This window comes from Nonomuraea sp. CA-143628, assembly GCF_050942315.1.
GTDB lineage: Bacteria > Actinomycetota > Actinomycetes > Streptosporangiales > Streptosporangiaceae > Nonomuraea.
This window is the reverse complement of record NZ_CP192072.1, coordinates 11204044-11221279: the sequence shown is the minus strand read 5'-3', so window position 1 is coordinate 11221279 and position 17236 is coordinate 11204044. Positions and strand designations below refer to the sequence as shown.

The window sequence follows — 17236 nt, the reverse complement described above, 5'->3', positions numbered from 1 at the left end:
TACAACTTTCGGATACCGCCCTTACCGGATCCCTTACCAAGGGCCACAATCCGGTCATGGTCAGCTTATCGATGTCGAATCAAGCGCCAGGTGTCACCGCCCTGCGATCCAGTGCGCGGGTGCTCCGGCTGTGCTTCGTCGAGGCCCGTCCTGCCGTACTCGCCGTGTCCACCCTTCGATTCATGACCGGAGCCGTGCTCGCCCTCCCGGTCTCGCCGGTGCCGGAACCGGCGAAAGTGCTGCAGGGGGCCGCGGCCTGGGTTCTGTCGATCTTCGCCATCTACCTGCTCAACGGCGTCACCGACGTCACGGAGGACCGGGTCAACGGATCCGGCCGGCCGATCGCCCGCGGTGACCTCGCTCCGCGAACCGCGGCCGTGGTCGCCGCCGTCGCGGCCGTTCTCTCGATCGCCGCGACCGCCGGGATGCCCCCGGCACTGACCTGGATCGTCGGGCTCAACCTGGTGCTCGGCTACCTCTACTCGGCGCCGCCGTTCCACCTCAAGAGCGGCTCGACCGGCACGGTCGTGGTGCTGTGCACGTCGGGGCTGCTGTCGTACTGGGGCGGGCTGACCGCCGTCACCGGCGGCGAGAGCCTGTCCACGCCGAAGGGCCTGATCGTGTTCGCGGTCGCCGCGACCTGCTGGATGGCCTTCGTGGGCGTACCCGCCAAGGATCTGTCCGACATCGAGGGAGACGCCGCGGCGGGCCGGCGGACCATCGCGGTGACCTGCGGAGAGCGGAAGTCACGTCATTGCATGTACGTCGCCGCGCTCACGCTGGCCGCCGCGCTCGGCGTGGCCGTCGTGTTCTTCCGCGTGCCGCTCGCCGGTGTCTGCCTCGCCATGGCGGCGGGCACGATCGCGGTGATCGCCGCGGGCCAGTCAGCCGCCAAGGGCGGAAATGATCAACAACGCCGGCCTTACAGGGCGTTCATGGCGACGCAGCATCTAGTTCACATTACCGCGCTGATCTCTAATATCTGACCTTATATGTTGCTTTGGTGAGGCACCTGCGAGATAGTTGGGGGCACGCGCGTCCCATGGCCAAGGGGGCTCCTTGGATGCGGCATACGATGCTGAGAACGACCCTGCGAGATTCGTTGATGCTTGTCGAGAAGAAATCCTCAGGGAATTCGAGTCGCAGCTCCAGGCCACCGGCAACGCGCTCTCCACAGATCCGCGCGCCACACACCAAGCCGTAATGACCGCCGAGTTCGTCCTCGACGATGTGGCGGCCACGCTCCGTGCCGGAAAAGTGCAGGTCAACGAGCTCTATAAGTTCCACGCATGGGAAGTCGGCACTACTCGCGCCTCGACCGGAGTTCATCCAAAAGCCTCACTTGAGGCGGGCTCACTTTTTTTCCGGGTAGCTCTGAGTCACCTCGCGCGGCGAATAGCCGCCGAGGCCGACTCGCCGGCCGAAGCATTCACGCTCGTGGCCACCGGAATGGAGGAGAGCCTCTCCCGGCGAATCCGCGAGTCCGCCGAGAGCTATCACCGCTTCCTGCTCAACCAGGTGCAGGAGGCCCAGGGGGAGGAGCGCCGCCGCATCGCCCGTGAGCTGCACGATCGCATCGGCCATGGGATCAGCGTCGCGCACCAGCAGCTCGCGCTGTCGGAGGTGCACCGGGCCAGCGACCCGGCCAGGGCGGAGGTCAAGGTCGGGGTCGCCCAGCAGGCCATCCAGGAGACGATGGAGAACCTGCGGCAGATAACCTCCGAGCTGCATCCCCAGGTCCCCGTGAGGAGTCTGGAGAAGGCGCTGCTCGGTTTCCTGGAGGCGGTCGAGGACGATGTCGTGTCCGTCGGCCTCGATGTGAACGGTGACGAGTCATGGGCGGAGCCGAGGGTCCTCGACGAGGCGTTCCTCATCATCCGGGAGGCCGCCCGCAACGCGCTCAGCCACGCCGGGCCCTCGGTGATCCTCATGCGGGTGGACATCGCGCCGCACGAGCTCAGCGCGACCGTCCAGGACAACGGGCAGGGCTTCGACCCGTCGTGCGCCCGCGAGCGCGGCGGCGTGGGCCTGACGTCCATGCGGGAGCGCGCCGAGTTACTCGGTGGCAATGTGGCCATCTCCAGTGCCCCGGGCAACGGCTGTCTCGTCGAGCTCTTCATCCCTCTCAAGAGACAGCCCCATGAACCGGACCGACCGTAACACCAAGATCAGCGTCGCCATCGTGGACGACCATGCGCTCTTCCGGGAGGGCCTGCGCGAGATCCTCGAGGCTTCCGGCGACATGAGCATCGTCGGCGAGGCCGGCGACTCCGCGACCGCGCTGGCCGTCGTCATCGAGACCCGGCCCGACGTGGTCCTGCTCGATGTGGAGATCCCCGGTGACGAGGTGACCGAGACGGTCACCCGGATCCGGTGCCTGTCCCCGGAGACGCAGATCATCATCCTGAGCATGTACGACGGGCCGCAGCTCCTCACCAGGCTGCTGGCCGCGGGCATCCGCGGCTACCTGCTCAAGAGCGTCCACCGGCACGAGCTGATCGCGGCGATCAGGAGCGTGTACGAGGACCCGGCGCGGGTGGTGCTCGCGGTGTCGCGCCACAGCCTCGCGCACGTGGAGGGGCCGGCGCCCGGCGTGCTGTCGCAGAAGGAGCAGGAGGTGCTCCAGCTGGCCGCGCAGGCGCTCAGCAACGGGCAGATCGCCCGCCGGCTCGGGCTCGCCGAGGCGACCGTGAAGCGGCACATGCGCAACATCTTCGTCAAGCTCAACGCCGTCTCCAGGATCGACGCCGTCAACAAGGCGCTCGCCGCGTCCCTGATCTCGCCCCAAAGCCGGACTGATCCCGACTGAGCCGCCTTGACTCCCCATGTCCTGAGCCCAGTCGGGCCCTGGGCTCGGCTGGGTGCGGGGTCAGAGCAGGAGTGAGCCCGACTGGTTCGCGCCGCCGGCCGGGAGGATGCCGGTCAGCCGGTCGCGGGTTTCCGGCGTCAGGCGTACACCGGAGGCGGCCAGGTTCATCTCCAGGTGAACCGGGTCGCGGGTGCTCGGCACGGGCACGACGTGGTCGCCGTGGGAGATCAGCCAGGCCAGCGCCAGCCGGCCGGCGCCCAGGTCGAGCTGTGCCGCCGCGGCCTCGATCTGCCGCAGCGGACGCGTGCTCAACCGCAGGTGCTCCTGCTGGAAGCGGGGGTCCTCGTGCCGCCAGTCGCCGGCGCCGAGCTGGAGCGGCGACCTGATCCGGCCGGTGAGGAAGCCGCGGCCGAGCGGGCGGGCGGCGACCACGCCGAGGCCGAGCCGCCGCGCCTCGTCGAGGAGCTCCGGCGGGGCGTGCGGGCCCCAGAGCGAGTACTCCAGGGCGAGCGCGGTGACGGGGTGTACGGCATGCGCCCGTCGTACCTGGTCGACCGTGGCGTTGGTCAGCCCGAGATGGCGGATCTTGCCCGCCCGCGCGAGCTCCGACAGCCGGGACACGGCCTCCTCCACCGGGGTGCGGTCGCGGCAGTGCAGGTAGTACAGGTCGACGCGGTCGACGCCGAGGCGTCGCAGCGACGCCTCGCAGGCCCGCGTCAGATGGTCGGGGCTCGCGTCGAACTCGATCGGCTCGCCGGGGCCGCCGCGGCGCACGCCGCCGCGCGTCGAGACCACCACCTCGTCGCGCCGCCCGGCGATGGCGCGGCCCACGAGACGTTCCACCTCTCCGGCGGCGTAGAAGTCGGCGGTGTCCAGGAGCGTCACGCCGCCGTCCAAGGCCCGGCGAATCAGCCCGAGCGCCTCATCGCGGTCGATGGGGCCATAGGCGCCGCTGAGGGCCAGCGAGCCGAGTCCGATTTTCGAGATGTCCGGCCCATCTCGTCCCAGCCTCGTGTAACGCAATTGGACCGCCTTAGTGTGCCAATCGCAGACTGCTGCATTTCTATTGATACCTAGCATCACTCAAAGCGCGGTCAAAGACCGGTCAAAGTCGGATCCAGCGTTACGGATCGGCTTTGCGCTGCGGTGGAAGCCAGGTATTTATCCTCTTATATATACGTATTGCGGGGCCCCCTGGATGACACGACTTCTGCCCGTACCCGCTGACCTGGGAACTCCTTCATGGACGGCTCTGACCTGCGACAACCCCTAGAGGTCCCCCCTACTTCCGAGGATGGCGCCCCATAAAGTAGTTAAGTGTGCTTTCGCAGGGATATGCTGCTGTATAAGCTGTGCAGGTGGTCGTTGGAGGGTCGGGTGGCGGGAGGTTGCTGGCGGTCAGCGACCTCCATGTGGCCTTCTCGGAGAACAGGACCGTCGTCGAGAACGTCTTTCCGTATTCGGACGACGACTGGCTGCTGATCGCCGGAGATGTCGCCGAGCGGTTCGCCGACATCGAATGGGCGCTGACCCTTCTCAAGAGCCGTTTCTCCACGGTCGTCTGGACGCCCGGAAACCACGAGTTGTGGACGCCGCGCGACGATCCGATCCAGTTACGGGGCGAGCACCGCTACCTCGCCCTGGTGGAGATGTGCCGGGGCCTCGGCGTGCTGACGCCGGAGGATCCCTATCCGGTCTGGACGGGACTCGGCGGTCCGGTGACCGTCGCCCCGCTGTTCCTGCTCTACGACTACACCTTCGGCGCGAACGGCGCGGGCAAGCGCCTGGCACTGGAACGCGCGCACGAGGCGGGCGTCGTCTGCACCGACGAGTATCTGCTGCATCCGGACCCCTATCCGACCCGCGACGCCTGGTGCCGGGCGCGGCTCGCGGAGACCCGGCGCCGTCTCGGCGAGCGGGATCCGCGCATGCCCACCGTCCTGGTCAACCACTATCCGCTCGTCCGCGAGCCGACCCGGATCCTGCGGCACCCGGAGTTCGCCCTGTGGTGCGGGACCGAGCGGACCGCCACCTGGCCCCTGCACTATGACGCGGTCGCGGTCGTCTATGGGCATCTGCACATCCCTCGCACGACGTTCCACGACGGGGTGCGCTTCGAAGAGGTCTCTCTGGGCTATCCGCGCGAGTGGGTCCCGCGCGGGCGCACCGGCGGCCCGCTCAGGACCGTACTTCCAGCTCCGGAGTGAAGATGATCGAGCACATCCTGCCCGCGACGGTCAAGGCGTACGACACCTTCGACGACCCGCCAGGGACGATGCTCTTCCCGGAGGAGGAACGGCTGATCCAGCGGGCCGTGGACAAGCGGCGCAAGGAGTTCACGACGGCGCGGCTGTGCGCGCGCAAGGCGATGGAGCGGCTCGGCGTGGCGCCGGTGCCCGTGCTGTCGGGGCTGCGCGGTGAGCCGCTGTGGCCGCTGGGCGTCATCGGGAGCATCACCCACTGCGCCGGCTACCGGGCCGCCGCGCTCGCCCAGGCGGCGGGGACGATCGGCATCGACGCCGAGCCCGACAAGCCGCTGGCCGCAGGCGTCGTGGAGGCCATCTCGCTGCCGCAGGAGCGCGAGATGCTCCGCGCCCTGGCCGCCGAGCATCCGGCCGTCTGCTGGGACCGGCTGCTGTTCTGCGCCAAGGAGTCGGTGTACAAGGCGTGGTTTCCGCTGGCGAAGCGGTGGCTCGACTTCCAGGACGCGGCCATCACGGTGGACCCGGTGCGGCGTACGTTCACCGCACGCCTCCTGGTTCTCGGCCCCCGCTGGCAGGGGCAACGGCTGGGCGGCTTCACCGGCCGGTGGATGACCGGCAACGGCCTGATCGTGACGGCCATCGCCGTCCTGGCCCAGCGGCCGGCCGTCCAGAGCAGCGGCCAGGCCCGGTGAACCTCCTCTCGGAATACGGAAGGCCATCACACCGAATGGTGTGATGGCCTTTCGCGTTCCGGGGGTGCAACGGCGGAGAACTGTGCATCGCCTCCCGAGCGGACAAAGTGCCGGTCAATCCGTCTGAGTTGAATCCTAGGACCGCCGGAATGGGTTTCCGACCCCTAGGTGACCCCTGGAGACGGCCATGGGGTGCGGATTCGGCGGCACCCCTATCGAGTGGGTTCGGCCTTCCGTCAGGGGCCGCTTAGGGGTGACTTGGCCAGGGAGCCGTTACTAGCTTTGTGAGTAGTGCATATCCCGAGTTATCGGCGGGAGAGATTCCCACATGGCGCGACAATATCTTTATCCGGCCGGGACGGAACGCTGATGGCACTCGAATTCCACGTTCTCGGCCCGCTCCGGGTGTTCGACGACGGCGAAGAGCTGCAGATCTGCGCGAACAGGGAGCTGGCGATCCTGGCCAGCCTGGTACTGAACGCCAACCGGGTCGTCAGCGTCGACCGGCTGATCGAGACCGTCTGGGCCGGCTCGGCGCCGCAGAGCGCTGGGCGGCAGATCGCCATCTGCGTGTCGCGGCTGCGCAGGACCCTCGGGGCCGCGGCGATCGAGACCTCCAGCCCCGGCTACCTGCTGCGGGTCTCGGCCGAGGACATCGACTGGCTCCGGTTCGGGGCGCTGGTGGCGCGGGCGCGCGGCCAGGCGGCCGGCGGGGCCCGCGAGGACGCCGTCCTGCTGCTGCGCGAGGCGCTCGCCCTGTGGCGGGGCAACCCGTTCGAGGACATCCGCGGCCTGCGGTACGACGTGGCGCGGATGGAGGAGTCCCGCCTTGAGGCCCTGGAAGCGTGCCTTGAGCTGGAGATCGACCTGGGGCACCACCACCGGGTGATCCCCGAGCTGCTGGCCCTCGTGGCGGAATGCCCGTTCCGGGAGCGGGTCCGGGCCCAGCTCATGCTGGCGCAGTACCGGGCCGGCCGGCGGGCCGAGGCGCTGCGCACCTACCAGGAGACGCGCCGCTACCTGCTGGAGCAGATCGGCCTCGAACCGGGACCGGCGCTGCGGCGGCTGCACGACCAGGTGCTCCGCGACGAGTCCGGGCTCATGCGGCCCGCCGCCCACCGGCCGTCCGGCGCGGGGCCGGTCGTACCGTCGCAACTGCCCCCGCAGGTGCTGCCGTACGTCGGCCGCGCGGGCGAGCTCGCCGCGCTCGACGCGGCGCTGCGGCCCGAGCCCGACGTGGCGGTGCCGGGGACGATGGTCCTGAGCGGGCCGCGCGGGGTGGGCAAGTCGGCGCTGGCCCTGCGCTGGGCGCACGCCAGGATCGACTGGTTCCCGGACGGGCAGCTGTACGCCGACATGCGCGGAGTGTCCGCCGGCGCGGTGGTCGACCGGTTCCTGCGGGCGCTCGGCGTGCCCGCCCAGGACATCCCCCTCGACCCCGCCGAGAAGCTGGCGCTCTACCGCAGCTGTACGGCGCGCAGGCGACTGCTCGTGGTGCTCGACGACGTCAAGGACAGCGCCCAGGTGCTGCCGCTGCTCCCCGGCGGCGCGAACTGCCGGGTCATCGTCACCAGCGTCGACCCGCTCGATGACCTCGTGGCCAGGCAGGGCGCGCACCGCGAGTTCGTCCGCCCGCTCCCGGCCGAGGCGGCGCGGGAGCTCGCCGACATGCTCGTCGGCGCGCCCTACACGCCGACCGTGGCCCAGGCCGTCACCGACCTGGTCGCCACGTCGTCAGGCAACCCCCTGTCCGTACGCCTCGGGGCCGCGCAGATGCGTACGCGGGCCCGTCACCATCACGACCTGGCCAGGATGGCGCCCAACGCGCCGGCCAGCGCGTCCTGCGACGCCGCCCCGCCGGGCGAACGCCAGCCGACATGACCGTCAGGGCGGACCAGCACGGCCCCGGTGTCGCCGACGCCGTACTCCTCCGCCCAGGTCGGGGAGGTGAGCGGCGCGTCGGGCTCGCTCACGCGGGAGATCTCGACGACGGACAGCGTGACGCCGAGCCGGTGCGCCGCCTCCTTGGCGGGCTGGACCCACCCGCTGCCGGCCGGGGTCATGAGGGTGAAGGCCGGGCCCAGCAGGTCGAGCGTCGACACCCTGCCCTCCCGGGAGGTCAGCCAGACGTGGGGGGCGCGGTGGCCGGGACGCGCCGTCGGGACGTAGGTCCGGTAGGGATCCGCCGGTGCCGGGTCCGGCGTGCCGTCGGGCACCACCGCGGCCGACTCATAGGAGAAGCCCAGGATCAGGCCCTCGGAGCTGCGGCGCTCGGCCTGCTGCTCGATCGCCTGGCCCATCGACAGCTGTCCCCGCATCATGCGCAGCGTGATCAGGGCATTGGTCAGGCTCTCGTCCACCGTCCTGACGGCTATGGGGCGGCGCTCGGCGTCGTACGTGGCCAGCAACTCCGCACCGGCCGACCCGTTGAGGACGGCGGCCAGCTTCCAGGCGAGATTGTGCGCGTCCTGGATGCCGCAGTTCATCCCGAACCCACCCTGCGGCGTGGTCGCGTGCGCGGCGTCGCCGGCCAGGAAGACCGGCCCGCCGCCGAACCCGGTCGCCACCACCGCCTGCTGCAGCCACGGCATGACCCCGACGACGGTGACGGGCAGGTCGGGCAGGCCGACGGCCGAGCGTACCGCCGCGACGCACGCCTCCTCGGTGAAGTCGGCCGCGCTGCCGCCGGTGCTCGGGTCGTAGCCGGTCTGGATCATCCAGCGCCGCTTGTTGTCGACCGCCTCCACCGCGCACGGCGGGTCGCTGCGCAGGAACGACAGCGCCACCCGGCGGTCGGCGGGCAGTTCGCCGAGGTCGGCGTCGAACATGACGCTGACCATGTGCCCCAGCGGCGGCGGCCCCACGACCTCGATCCCGAGCCGCTCCCGGATCCCGCTGCGGCTCCCGTCGGCCGCCACGAGATAACGCGCCCGCACGAGCACAGGGCCGCTGTCCGACGCGGCCGTGGGCTCGATGGTCGCCTCCACGCCGTCGGCGGTGACGCGGAGGTCCGTCATGGCGGTCGCGAAGCGGACGTCGGACCGCGGGTGGGACTCGGCGACCCTGCGGAGGATCACTTCGAGGATGTCCTGCGAGCAGAGGTAGGTGTACGTAGGGCTCTGCGGCGCGTCCCGGTCGATCGCCGCCGCGGCCCGGACGAAGTCATCGGAGGCCAGCGAGGTGCCGACGCCGACCGCCAGCACGTCCTCGCGGGGCATTCCCGCGCCCTCCACCTCCTCGGCGATTCCCCAGGACCGGAAGATTTCCATGGTTCTGGTGGAAATGAGGCGCGCTTTCGGGAAAATCGCGGTCCCCGGGTGCCTCTCCACGAGAAGGGAGGATATTCCGTGCCGGGAGAGCTCGATGGATGCCGACAGGCCGACCGGCCCGCCACCGACGATAAGAACCTCAACATCGACCTCGTGCATGTTGTTAGCGTCGTATATCTGCTTATCGCCGTCAATGCAGGGATAACCGGATGATACAGGCGTGATATCCGCCTTTAGTAGCTTTATCGGTGCAGGTACCAATTGTTTGGTATGCGCATTGTCAAACCCCTGGAGACGATGATGCTCTTTGCCGAAGGCTCCGTGGCCCTGGTTACGGGCGGGTCGCGCGGCATCGGCCGGGCGGTCGCGCTCGACCTGGCCCGGGAGGGTGCCCACGTCGTGGTCAACTACGCCCGTTCGGAGGCGGACGCCGAGGAGGTCGTCGCCCTGATCGGGAAAGAGGGCGGCAGCGCGACGGCCGTGCGCGCCGACGTCACGGACGAGGCCGAGGTACGGCGGATGTTCCAGGGCGTACGAGCCGATCATGGCCGCCTGGACGTGCTGGTGACGAGCGCCGGCATCACGCTGGACCGCTATCTCGTCGCCATGAGCCTGGAGCAGTTCCGCGGGCCCATCGACACCAACGTCACCGGCACCTTCCTGACCTGCCGGGAGGCGCTGCGCATCATGCAGCACCAGCGGCGGGGCGCGATCGTGACCGTGTCCTCGACCAGCGGGCTGGACGGCGGCTTCCCCGGCCAGACGAACTACGTGGCCTCCAAGGGCGCGATCATCGCCTTCACCCAGGCGCTGTCGAACGAGGCGGCCCCGCACGGGATCCGGGCCAACGTGGTGGCGCCCGGCTTCGTGACCACCGATATGACGCGGAAGGTGCCCGCCAAGATCAGGAAGGACTACGAGACGCGCATCCGGCTGGGCCGCATGGGCCGGCCGGAGGAGATCGCGACGATCGTGAGCTTCCTCGCCTCTGACAAGGCGTCGTACATGTCCGGCGCGGTGGTGGTCGCCCACGGCGGCGGCCTCGGCTGACCCGGCCCCACTCGCTGAGCCCCCAACGCTGAGCCCCCAACGCTGAGCCCACCCGCTGTGAGCCGATCCCGGCACGAACCGTGAACCAGTCCCCGACCGCAAGCCCCTGTCACGAGGCACATGGAGGATGGATGACCCTCGACCAGCTCCGCGCGAAGGCCGCCGAGCGCCGGCAGACGTGCACCCAGATCAAGAAGATGATCGTGTCCCGGCTCGACCTGGAGATCGAGCCGGACTGGATCACCGACGACCAGCCGCTCTTCGGGCGCGGCCTCGAACTCGACAGCCTCGACGTCCTGGAGTTGTACGTCGCCATCGAGGCCGAGTTCGGCGTGGCGCTGTACGACAGCGAGATGGCCGTCTTCGGCTCGGTGTCGCGGCTGGCGGACGAGGTCAACCCCGCTCTGCGGGCGACGCCATGACGATCGGCGCCACCCAGCTCGCCTCGGCGACCGGGCTGAACCACGACCAGATCAGGCAGGTGCTCCCGCACCGCTGGCCGATGCTGCTGCTCGACCGGGTCAGCAGGGTGGAGCCGGGCGTCAAGGGCACCGCGACCAAGAACGTCGCCGGGACCGAACTCTGGTTCCAGGGCCACTTCCCGACCGCCGCCGTGCTGCCCGGCATCGTGATCATCGAAGCGCTGGCCCAGCTCGCCGGGGTGGTCTTCGCCCTGGCGGGCGCGAGCGAGATCAGCTACCTGGCCGGGGTCAGGTCGATGCGGTTCCGCCGTCCCGTCGTCCCCGGCGACCAGCTGACCCTGTCGGCCGAGCGGACCGGGGGCGGCGCCGGGTTCGCCGAGTACCGGGTGTCGGCGCGGGTGGACGGCCAGGTCGCCGCCGAAGGAAACCTCACGATCGCCGATCCGGCGGGTCAACGTTCCGTACGAAAGGTGTGAAGCATGGCTACCGTCCTCGCGAACCTGCATCCGGAGGGCACCGTCTACGGCGAGGTGGGTGACAGCTCGGTCCCGCTGCGCTTCTCCGAGTCGGCCGACGAGTACCGGGTGCTCAGGGAGCGCGCCGCCGTCCTCGACCTGGGCGGGAACCGCCTCATCGAGATCACCGGGCCCGCGGCCGTGGACTTCGCGCAGCGGCTGCTCGCCCGCGACGTGGAGTACCTCACCTCGGAGCGCTGCATGATGAGCCTGGTCCTGGACGAGTCCGGGCAGGTCGTCGACCAGGTGCTGGCCTTCGGCCGGGAGAACGGCATCCTGCTGGAGAGCTCCTGCGGCGCCGGCACGCGCCTGCTGGAGCACCTGGAGGAGCACAACGACGAGGGCGTGGTGATCACCGACCGGTCGGCCGACCTCACGGTCCTGGCCCTGGAGGGGCCGTACGCCTGGGGCGTGGTCGGGCGGCTGATCGACGGCGAGCTGGCCTCGCTGCCGTTCGAGTCGGTGGTGGAGACCGAGTGGAACGGCACTGAGATCATCTTCGCCCGGACCGGCTTTACCGGCGAGTACGGCTACCAGATGATCGTGCCCATCGAGTCCGCGGCCGAGCTGTGGTGCCAGGCGCTTGAGCACGCGGGCGCGGCCGGCCAGGAGGCCCTGGAGCTGGCCATGCTGGAGGTACGCCAGCCGATCCCGCGCCACGAGGCGACGGCGGGCGCGAGCGTGATCGAGATCGGCGCCAACTGGCTGGTCGACGTCACCAAGGACGAGTTCGTCGGCAGGGAGGCGGTGCTGGCGGCGTTCGAGTCGGGGCAGGGCCGCCGCACGGTCGGCTTCACCGGCGGCGAGGCCATCCCCGAGGCGGGCGCCAGGGTGCTGGCCGGCGGCCAGGACATCGGCGAGGTGGTGCACGCGGTGCGCAGCGCCGGTCTGGGCGCCACGCTCGGGCTGGCCAGGGTCGACGCCGAGCTGGCCGCCGCCGGTCTGGAGTTCACCGTGGACGGCGTCGAGGTGACCACGCTGACCAGCCCGTACATCGTGCCCAAGAGCTGGAGCATCCCGATCATCTGATCGGCCGGCCTTCTGAGAAGGAGAGAAGCATGGCGCTGCGGCCTGTCGTCGTCACCGGCCTGGGCATCATCTGTGCGATCGGCCGCGATCCCGTGGAGTTCTGGCAGCGGCTCGTGTCGGGCACGGGCGGTCTCACACCGGTCCTGGACGAGAACTTCGCGGTGTTCGAGGCGCGGCACGCGGGCCAGGTGCCCGACGAGTGGATCGACGGGGGGCTACCGGAGTCCGACGCCGGCCTGGACCGCACCGCCCGGCTCGCGCTGATCGCCGCCCGCCAGGCGATCGAGCAGGCGGGCCTGACCGGTACGGACCCCGACCGGTTCGGCATCATCCTCGGCAAATGCCAGGCGACCCCCGACGCCGTGGGCCGCTACCAGCCCATGCACCGCACCGAGGACGTGGTCGCGGACCGGCTCGGCATGCGCGGCCCGCGCATCCTGGTGTCCACCGCGTGCGCGGCGGGCGGCAACGCCGTGGGGCTGGCCAAGGACAAGATCCTCACCGGCGAGGCCGACGTCGTCCTGGCCGGGGGCGTGGATCCGTTGCTGTTCGGCACGTACGCGGGCTTCGCCGGGCTCAAGGCGCTCAGCACCGGCCCGTGCCGCCCGTACAGCCACTCCGACGGGCTCAACCTCGGCGAGGGAGCGGCGTTCCTGCTGCTGGAGCCGCTGGACCGGGCGCTCGCGCGAGGCGCCACGCCGCTGGCGGAGGTAGCCGGCTACGGCCTGTCGGCCGACGCCTACCACGCCACCGCACCCGACCCCACGGGGCGGGGAGGGGCGAGCGCGGTACGGCGGGCGCTCGCCGACGCGGGCCTGACCACGGACGACGTGGGCTACGTGAGCGGCCACGGCACCGGCACCCCGGCCAACGACGCCATGGAGGCCAAGGTCATGCGGGTGGTGTTCGGCGAGCGGGCCGGACGGGTGCCCACCAGCAGCATCAAGTCGTTCGTCGGCCACACGCTGGGCGCCGCGGGCGCGGTCGAGGCCGTCGCGAGCGTGCTGGCCCTGCGGCACGGCACCGCGCCGCCCACCATCGGCTTCGACGACGACGCCGTACCGGGTGACCTGGACTTCGTGCCCAACGTGGCACGGGAGCTGCCGATCGACACCGTGGTGTCGAACAACTACGCGTTCGGCGGCAACAACGTCTCGCTCGTGCTGACGACGCCACGGCCCGCGCGGGAGTACGACGAGCTGCCGGAGGCGGCGGCCGTGATCACCGGTCTTGGACCCGTCACCGGACTGGGCACCGGCATCGGCGAGGTGGCCGAGGCGATCGTCACCGGGCGCCAGGCGGCCGGGCAGGCGCCGTCGCTCGACGGGCGGACGTTCGCGCCGCGCTCGCTGTGGCGGCACATGAACCACCTGTCCAGGATGGCCATCGCCGCCTCCCGGCTGGCCTGGGAGGACGCCGGGCTGCAACTGCCCAGGAAGGAGCTCGACGACGTCGGGCTGGTGTTCGCCACGGGCGCCGGGTCGGCGGAGAGCACCGGCGGGTTCGACGAGAGCATCGCCGCCAACCCGAACAAACCGGCCGTGCTGAGCTTCTCCAACGTCGTGCTGAACGCCACCGGCGGCGCGGTCTGCCAGACGCTCGGCCTGCGCGGGCCCACCACCACGATCTGCAACGGCGGCGCCTCGGCCTCGATCGCCCTCGACTGCGCGCTGGAGATGATCAGGGCGGGCAAGGCGGACGTGGTGGTGGTGGTCGCGGCCGACGAGACGGTCGCCCCGATCGTCGGCGACGCCGTGGTGTCGCCGTACGACCGGCGGCACTCCGGCACGGTTCCGGGGTCGGCGGCGGTGGCCTTCCTGGTGGAGTCGGTTGAACACTGCACGGGACGTGGCGGGCGGCCGTACGCGCGGGTCATGGGAACCGGCCACGCGAGCGGCGGGAACCCGACCACGACGGACCCCACCACGACGGACCCCACCACGACGGGCCACGCGAGCGGCGCGGACCTGGTCGCGCGGGTGCTCGCCCGGCTGCCCGAAGCCCGGCCCGAGCTGGTGGTCGGCGCGGGTACCGGGGTGCCGGGCGACGCCGAGGAGTCGGCCGCTGTGCTGACGGCTCTGCCCGACGCCGTGCTCACCACGTCGGCGGGACTCACCGGCGACTGCCAGGCCGCCACCGGCGCCATGAACATCGCCATGGCCGCCCTGGCGATCCGCGACGGGATCGCCCCCGCCCTCACCGGGCTCGTCGAGCCGCACGCGGGCGAGCCGGCCTCGTACGTGACCAAGCCGGACCTGCCCGACCCGATCGGCCAGGCGCTGGTGCTGACCGCCGCGCCCGGCTCGGTGCGCGGCGCCGTACTGCTGGGGGCGCCATGACCGCGACCCTTGGACCCGCGATCCTGGGGCCCGCGCAGGCGCCGCCCTTCGACGTGGCCGAGACGGACCGGTTGCTGACCACCACCCGGTCGGTGCGGCGGCGGCTCGACCTGGAGCGGCCCGTGCCCCGCGAGGTCGTACAGGAGGCTCTGGAGGTCGCCGTCCAGGCCCCGACCGCCAACAACCACCAGAACTGGCGCTGGCTGGTGATCACCGACCCGGCGGTCAAGGAGCGGATCGCCGAGATGATCTCGACCTCCTGGACCTTCCACCGCAACGACATGTGGACGAACGCGGGCAGACGCCGCAACAACCGGCAGGCCCGCAAGAACTACGACTCGGCCGAGGCGCTGGTCGAGACCATCGGGCGGGTGCCCGTCCTGGTCATGCCCTGTGTCCTGGGCCGCCCGCCGGACATCGAGGCCATCAACACGGCCTGGGACCGGCGGATGGCCGACAAGGTCCCCGAGGACCCGGGACACCTGGTCCAGCACGGCCCGATGCGGGCGAGCATCTTCTACGGCTCCATCTTCCCGGCGATCTGGTCGTTCCAGCTGGCGCTGCGCAGCCGGGGCCTCGGCAGCACGATCACCTGCATGCACGTCCCCCACGAGCGTCAGGTGGGCGAGCTGCTCGGCATCCCGACCGGGGTCACCCAGGTGTGCCTGATCCCGGTCGCCTACACGCTCGGCACCGAGTTCCGGCCGGCGGATCGGTACGGGGCCCACGAACGTACGTACTGGGAGAGGTGGGAGGCATGACCGTCGACTACGCCGACGTCGTCATTGCCGGAGGCGGCATCGCGGGCGCCTCGGCGGCCTGCAAGCTGGCCGCCGGCGGGCTGTCCGTCGTGCTGCTGGAGAAGCAGGAGGAGTACCGGGACCTGGTCCGCGGCGAGTGGCTGGCCCCCTGGGGGATCAGGGAGGCGCAGCGGCTGGGCGTCTACGACTGCTTCGGGGCGGGCGGCGGCTGGGAGATCCGGGAGTGGATGACCTGGGACGAGGCCGTCACCGAGGACGAGGTCGAAGCGGTGGACATGACCCGCTTCATCCCCGGCATCGGCGGGCCGATGTCGTTCCCGCACCACCAGGTGTGCGAGCTGATGGCGGCGCAGGCCGTGGACAGCGGCGCCCGGCTGGTGCTGGACGCGGCCCGGGTCACCGTAACGCCGGGTCGCGAGCCCGTGGTGACCTACCAGACCGAAGAGGGTCCGCAGGAGATCCGGGCCAGGATGGTGCTCGGCGCCACGGGCCGGGGCAACACCGTCGGCCGTCAGATCGGCGTCCGGATGCGCAACTCCATGCACCACTGGGGCGGCGGCATGATGGTCGAGGGCATGGACGGCTGGCCCGCCGACGTCCAGGCCATGGGCACCGAGGGCGACGTCATGTTCATGGTCTTCCCCCAGGGCTACGGCCGGGCCCGCCTCTACCTGAACTTCCCCACGGTCAACAAGCTCCGCTACCGCGGCCCCGGCGGCGTCGAGCGCTTCCTGGCCGCCTTCGAGCTCGACTGCCTGCCCGACAGGGGCAAGGCGGTGACCGAGGCCGTACCGGCGGGCCCGCTGTCGGTGTGGCCGTCGGTGTCCAGCGTCCCCGAGGGGCCGCCGCTGACCGAGGGCGTGGTGCTGATCGGCGACGAGGCCGGCAACGCCGACACCGTGCTCGGCACCGGGCTCTCCTGCGCCCTGCGCGACTCCCGTACCGTCTGCGACATCCTGCTCGGCGGCGACGACTGGTCGCCCGCGGCGTTCGCGCCGTACCTGGAGGAGCGGGACTTCCGCCTGGAGCGCCTCGACTTCGGCGCGTCGATCATCAGCAGGCTGCACGTGGAGTTCGGGCCCGCGGCCACGGAGCGGCGGCGCCGGGTCCGCAAGCTCATGGCCAAGAACTTCGCCGCGCAGGTGACCGGGCTGCTCAACATGGTCGCCCCCGAGGACGTGCCGGAGTTCGGTTTCAGCGAGTTCTTCGCCGAGCGGTTGTTCAGGGAGACGGCATGAACAAGAAGAGAGTCCAGGTCAACGACGTCGAGCTCGCCTACGTGGACGAGGGCGAAGGCGATCCCGTCATCCTGCTGCACGGCTTCCCCGACTCCTCCTACCTGTGGCGGCACCAGATCCCGGCCCTGGTCGAGGGCGGCTTCCGGGTGATCGCGCCGGACCTGCGCGGGTTCGGCGACTCCGGCAAGCCGCAGGAGATCGAGGCGTACGGGATGCAGACGATCGTCAACGACGTCGTCGCCCTGACCATGAAGCTCGGCATCCGCCGCCCGCACATCGTCGGCCACGACTGGGGCGCGGCCATCGCCTGGATGTACGCCTTCCTGATGCCCCGCAGGCTCGACCATCTGGCGGTGCTGTCGGTCGGGCACCCGGGCGTCTTCGCGACTCCTTCGCTGGAGCAGCGGATGGCCTCCTGGTACATGCTCTTCTACCAGTTCCCCGGCGTGAGCGAGGAGCTGCTGCGGCGCAACGGGTGGCGGCTGTTCAAGGAGATCATGGGCCGCGACGGCGACTACGACCGTTACCTGCGTGACCTGGCCCGGCCCGGCGCCCTGACGGCGGGCCTGAACTGGTACCGCGCCAACCGCTCGCCCGAGGCCGAGCTGCGGCCGGCCCGCCCCTTCCCGCCCGTGCTGGCGCCCACGCTCGGCATCTGGGGAGCGGGGGACAAGGCGCTGCTGGAGGAGGGCATGTCGGCCTCCGGCAAGTACGTGAAGGGGCCATGGCGCTACGAGCGCGTCGAGGACGCGGGCCACTGGCTCCCGCTCGACGCCCCCGATGAGGTGAACAAGCTGCTCCTCGGCTTCCTCGGCACCGAGCAGGCCGCGCACGAGGAGAGGCGACCGCGCAGGCGGCTGTAGGCGAAAGGAGAGTTCAGGCGAAAGGGAGTTTGGGCGAAAGGAGTG

At 70.7% G+C, this 17236-nt stretch carries 16 protein-coding genes; 14 read left to right on the top strand and 2 right to left on the bottom strand.

The genetic code is table 11. The features are described 5' to 3' along the window. Positions 1-56 precede the first annotated feature (56 nt). From ACQP2T_RS50730 to ACQP2T_RS50720, 3 genes are all read left to right on the top strand, one after another. Entirely contained in the window at positions 57-986 is a 930-nt protein-coding gene (locus ACQP2T_RS50730) for a UbiA family prenyltransferase (protein ID WP_433511976.1), read from the top strand. A gap of 451 nt (positions 987-1437) precedes the next feature. Then, the gene (locus ACQP2T_RS50725) at positions 1438-2160 is read left to right on the top strand and encodes a sensor histidine kinase (RefSeq protein ID WP_433511975.1); all 723 of its coding nucleotides are present in this window, start codon (positions 1438-1440) and stop codon (positions 2158-2160) included. Next, on the top strand, positions 2141-2809 hold the full coding sequence (locus ACQP2T_RS50720) for a response regulator transcription factor (RefSeq protein WP_433511974.1): 669 nt from the start codon (positions 2141-2143) through the stop codon (positions 2807-2809). The genes ACQP2T_RS50725 and ACQP2T_RS50720 overlap by 20 nt, the downstream gene beginning before the upstream one ends. 60 nt (positions 2810-2869) lie before the next feature. Here the strand turns inward: ACQP2T_RS50720 and ACQP2T_RS50715 are convergent, their stop codons facing one another. After that, entirely contained in the window at positions 2870-3832 is a 963-nt protein-coding gene (locus tag ACQP2T_RS50715) for an aldo/keto reductase (protein WP_433511973.1), read from the bottom strand. A 335-nt stretch (positions 3833-4167) separates the two neighbouring features. On the opposite strand from ACQP2T_RS50715, the gene ACQP2T_RS50710 reads away from it, so the two are divergent. The 3 genes from ACQP2T_RS50710 to ACQP2T_RS50700 all read left to right on the top strand — a co-directional run bounded on the left by ACQP2T_RS50710 (position 4168) and on the right by ACQP2T_RS50700 (position 7586). Continuing rightward, a complete protein-coding gene (locus ACQP2T_RS50710) occupies positions 4168-5016 on the top strand; it encodes a metallophosphoesterase family protein (protein WP_433511972.1) in 849 nt (282 codons plus the stop codon). A gap of 2 nt (positions 5017-5018) precedes the next feature. Beyond that, positions 5019-5705, top strand: coding sequence for a 4'-phosphopantetheinyl transferase family protein (locus ACQP2T_RS50705; RefSeq protein WP_433511971.1), 687 nt, complete (start codon positions 5019-5021; stop codon positions 5703-5705). Between the two features lie 369 nt (positions 5706-6074). Beyond that, positions 6075-7586, top strand: coding sequence for a BTAD domain-containing putative transcriptional regulator (locus ACQP2T_RS50700; protein ID WP_433511970.1), 1512 nt, complete (start codon positions 6075-6077; stop codon positions 7584-7586). On the opposite strand, the gene ACQP2T_RS50695 is transcribed toward ACQP2T_RS50700, so the two are convergent. Then, the gene (locus ACQP2T_RS50695; protein ID WP_433511969.1) at positions 7502-9133 is read right to left on the bottom strand and encodes an FAD-dependent monooxygenase; all 1632 of its coding nucleotides are present in this window, start codon (positions 9131-9133) and stop codon (positions 7502-7504) included. The two genes, ACQP2T_RS50700 and ACQP2T_RS50695, sit on opposite strands and share 85 nt — an antisense overlap. 111 nt (positions 9134-9244) lie before the next feature. Between ACQP2T_RS50695 and ACQP2T_RS50690 the strand changes: the two genes are divergently transcribed. From ACQP2T_RS50690 to ACQP2T_RS50655, 8 genes are all read left to right on the top strand, one after another. Further along, positions 9245-10024 carry a 3-oxoacyl-ACP reductase family protein gene (locus ACQP2T_RS50690; RefSeq protein ID WP_357647233.1) on the top strand — a complete coding sequence of 260 codons (780 nt, stop codon included), beginning with the start codon at positions 9245-9247 and terminating at the stop codon, positions 10022-10024. A gap of 131 nt (positions 10025-10155) precedes the next feature. Then, complete coding sequence (locus ACQP2T_RS50685; protein WP_225290089.1) at positions 10156-10446, top strand: acyl carrier protein; 291 nt, start codon at positions 10156-10158, stop codon at positions 10444-10446. Continuing rightward, on the top strand, positions 10443-10922 hold the full coding sequence (gene fabZ / locus ACQP2T_RS50680; protein ID WP_433511968.1) for a 3-hydroxyacyl-ACP dehydratase FabZ: 480 nt from the start codon (positions 10443-10445) through the stop codon (positions 10920-10922). The genes ACQP2T_RS50685 and fabZ overlap by 4 nt, the downstream gene beginning before the upstream one ends. Positions 10923-10925: 3 nt before the next feature. After that, the gene (locus ACQP2T_RS50675; RefSeq protein WP_433511967.1) at positions 10926-11990 is read left to right on the top strand and encodes an aminomethyltransferase family protein; all 1065 of its coding nucleotides are present in this window, start codon (positions 10926-10928) and stop codon (positions 11988-11990) included. A 29-nt stretch (positions 11991-12019) separates the two neighbouring features. Further along, positions 12020-14329, top strand: coding sequence for a beta-ketoacyl synthase N-terminal-like domain-containing protein (locus tag ACQP2T_RS50670; protein ID WP_433511966.1), 2310 nt, complete (start codon positions 12020-12022; stop codon positions 14327-14329). Continuing rightward, positions 14326-15090 carry a nitroreductase family protein gene (locus ACQP2T_RS50665; RefSeq protein ID WP_433511965.1) on the top strand — a complete coding sequence of 255 codons (765 nt, stop codon included), beginning with the start codon at positions 14326-14328 and terminating at the stop codon, positions 15088-15090. Before ACQP2T_RS50670 ends, ACQP2T_RS50665 begins: the two co-directional genes overlap by 4 nt. After that, positions 15087-16328, top strand: a complete 1242-nt coding sequence (locus tag ACQP2T_RS50660) for an NAD(P)/FAD-dependent oxidoreductase (RefSeq protein ID WP_357942045.1) — start codon at positions 15087-15089, stop codon at positions 16326-16328. Before ACQP2T_RS50665 ends, ACQP2T_RS50660 begins: the two co-directional genes overlap by 4 nt. Then, positions 16325-17191, top strand: coding sequence for an alpha/beta fold hydrolase (locus ACQP2T_RS50655; RefSeq protein ID WP_357647221.1), 867 nt, complete (start codon positions 16325-16327; stop codon positions 17189-17191). Before ACQP2T_RS50660 ends, ACQP2T_RS50655 begins: the two co-directional genes overlap by 4 nt. The last annotated feature ends 45 nt before the right edge of the window (positions 17192-17236 follow it).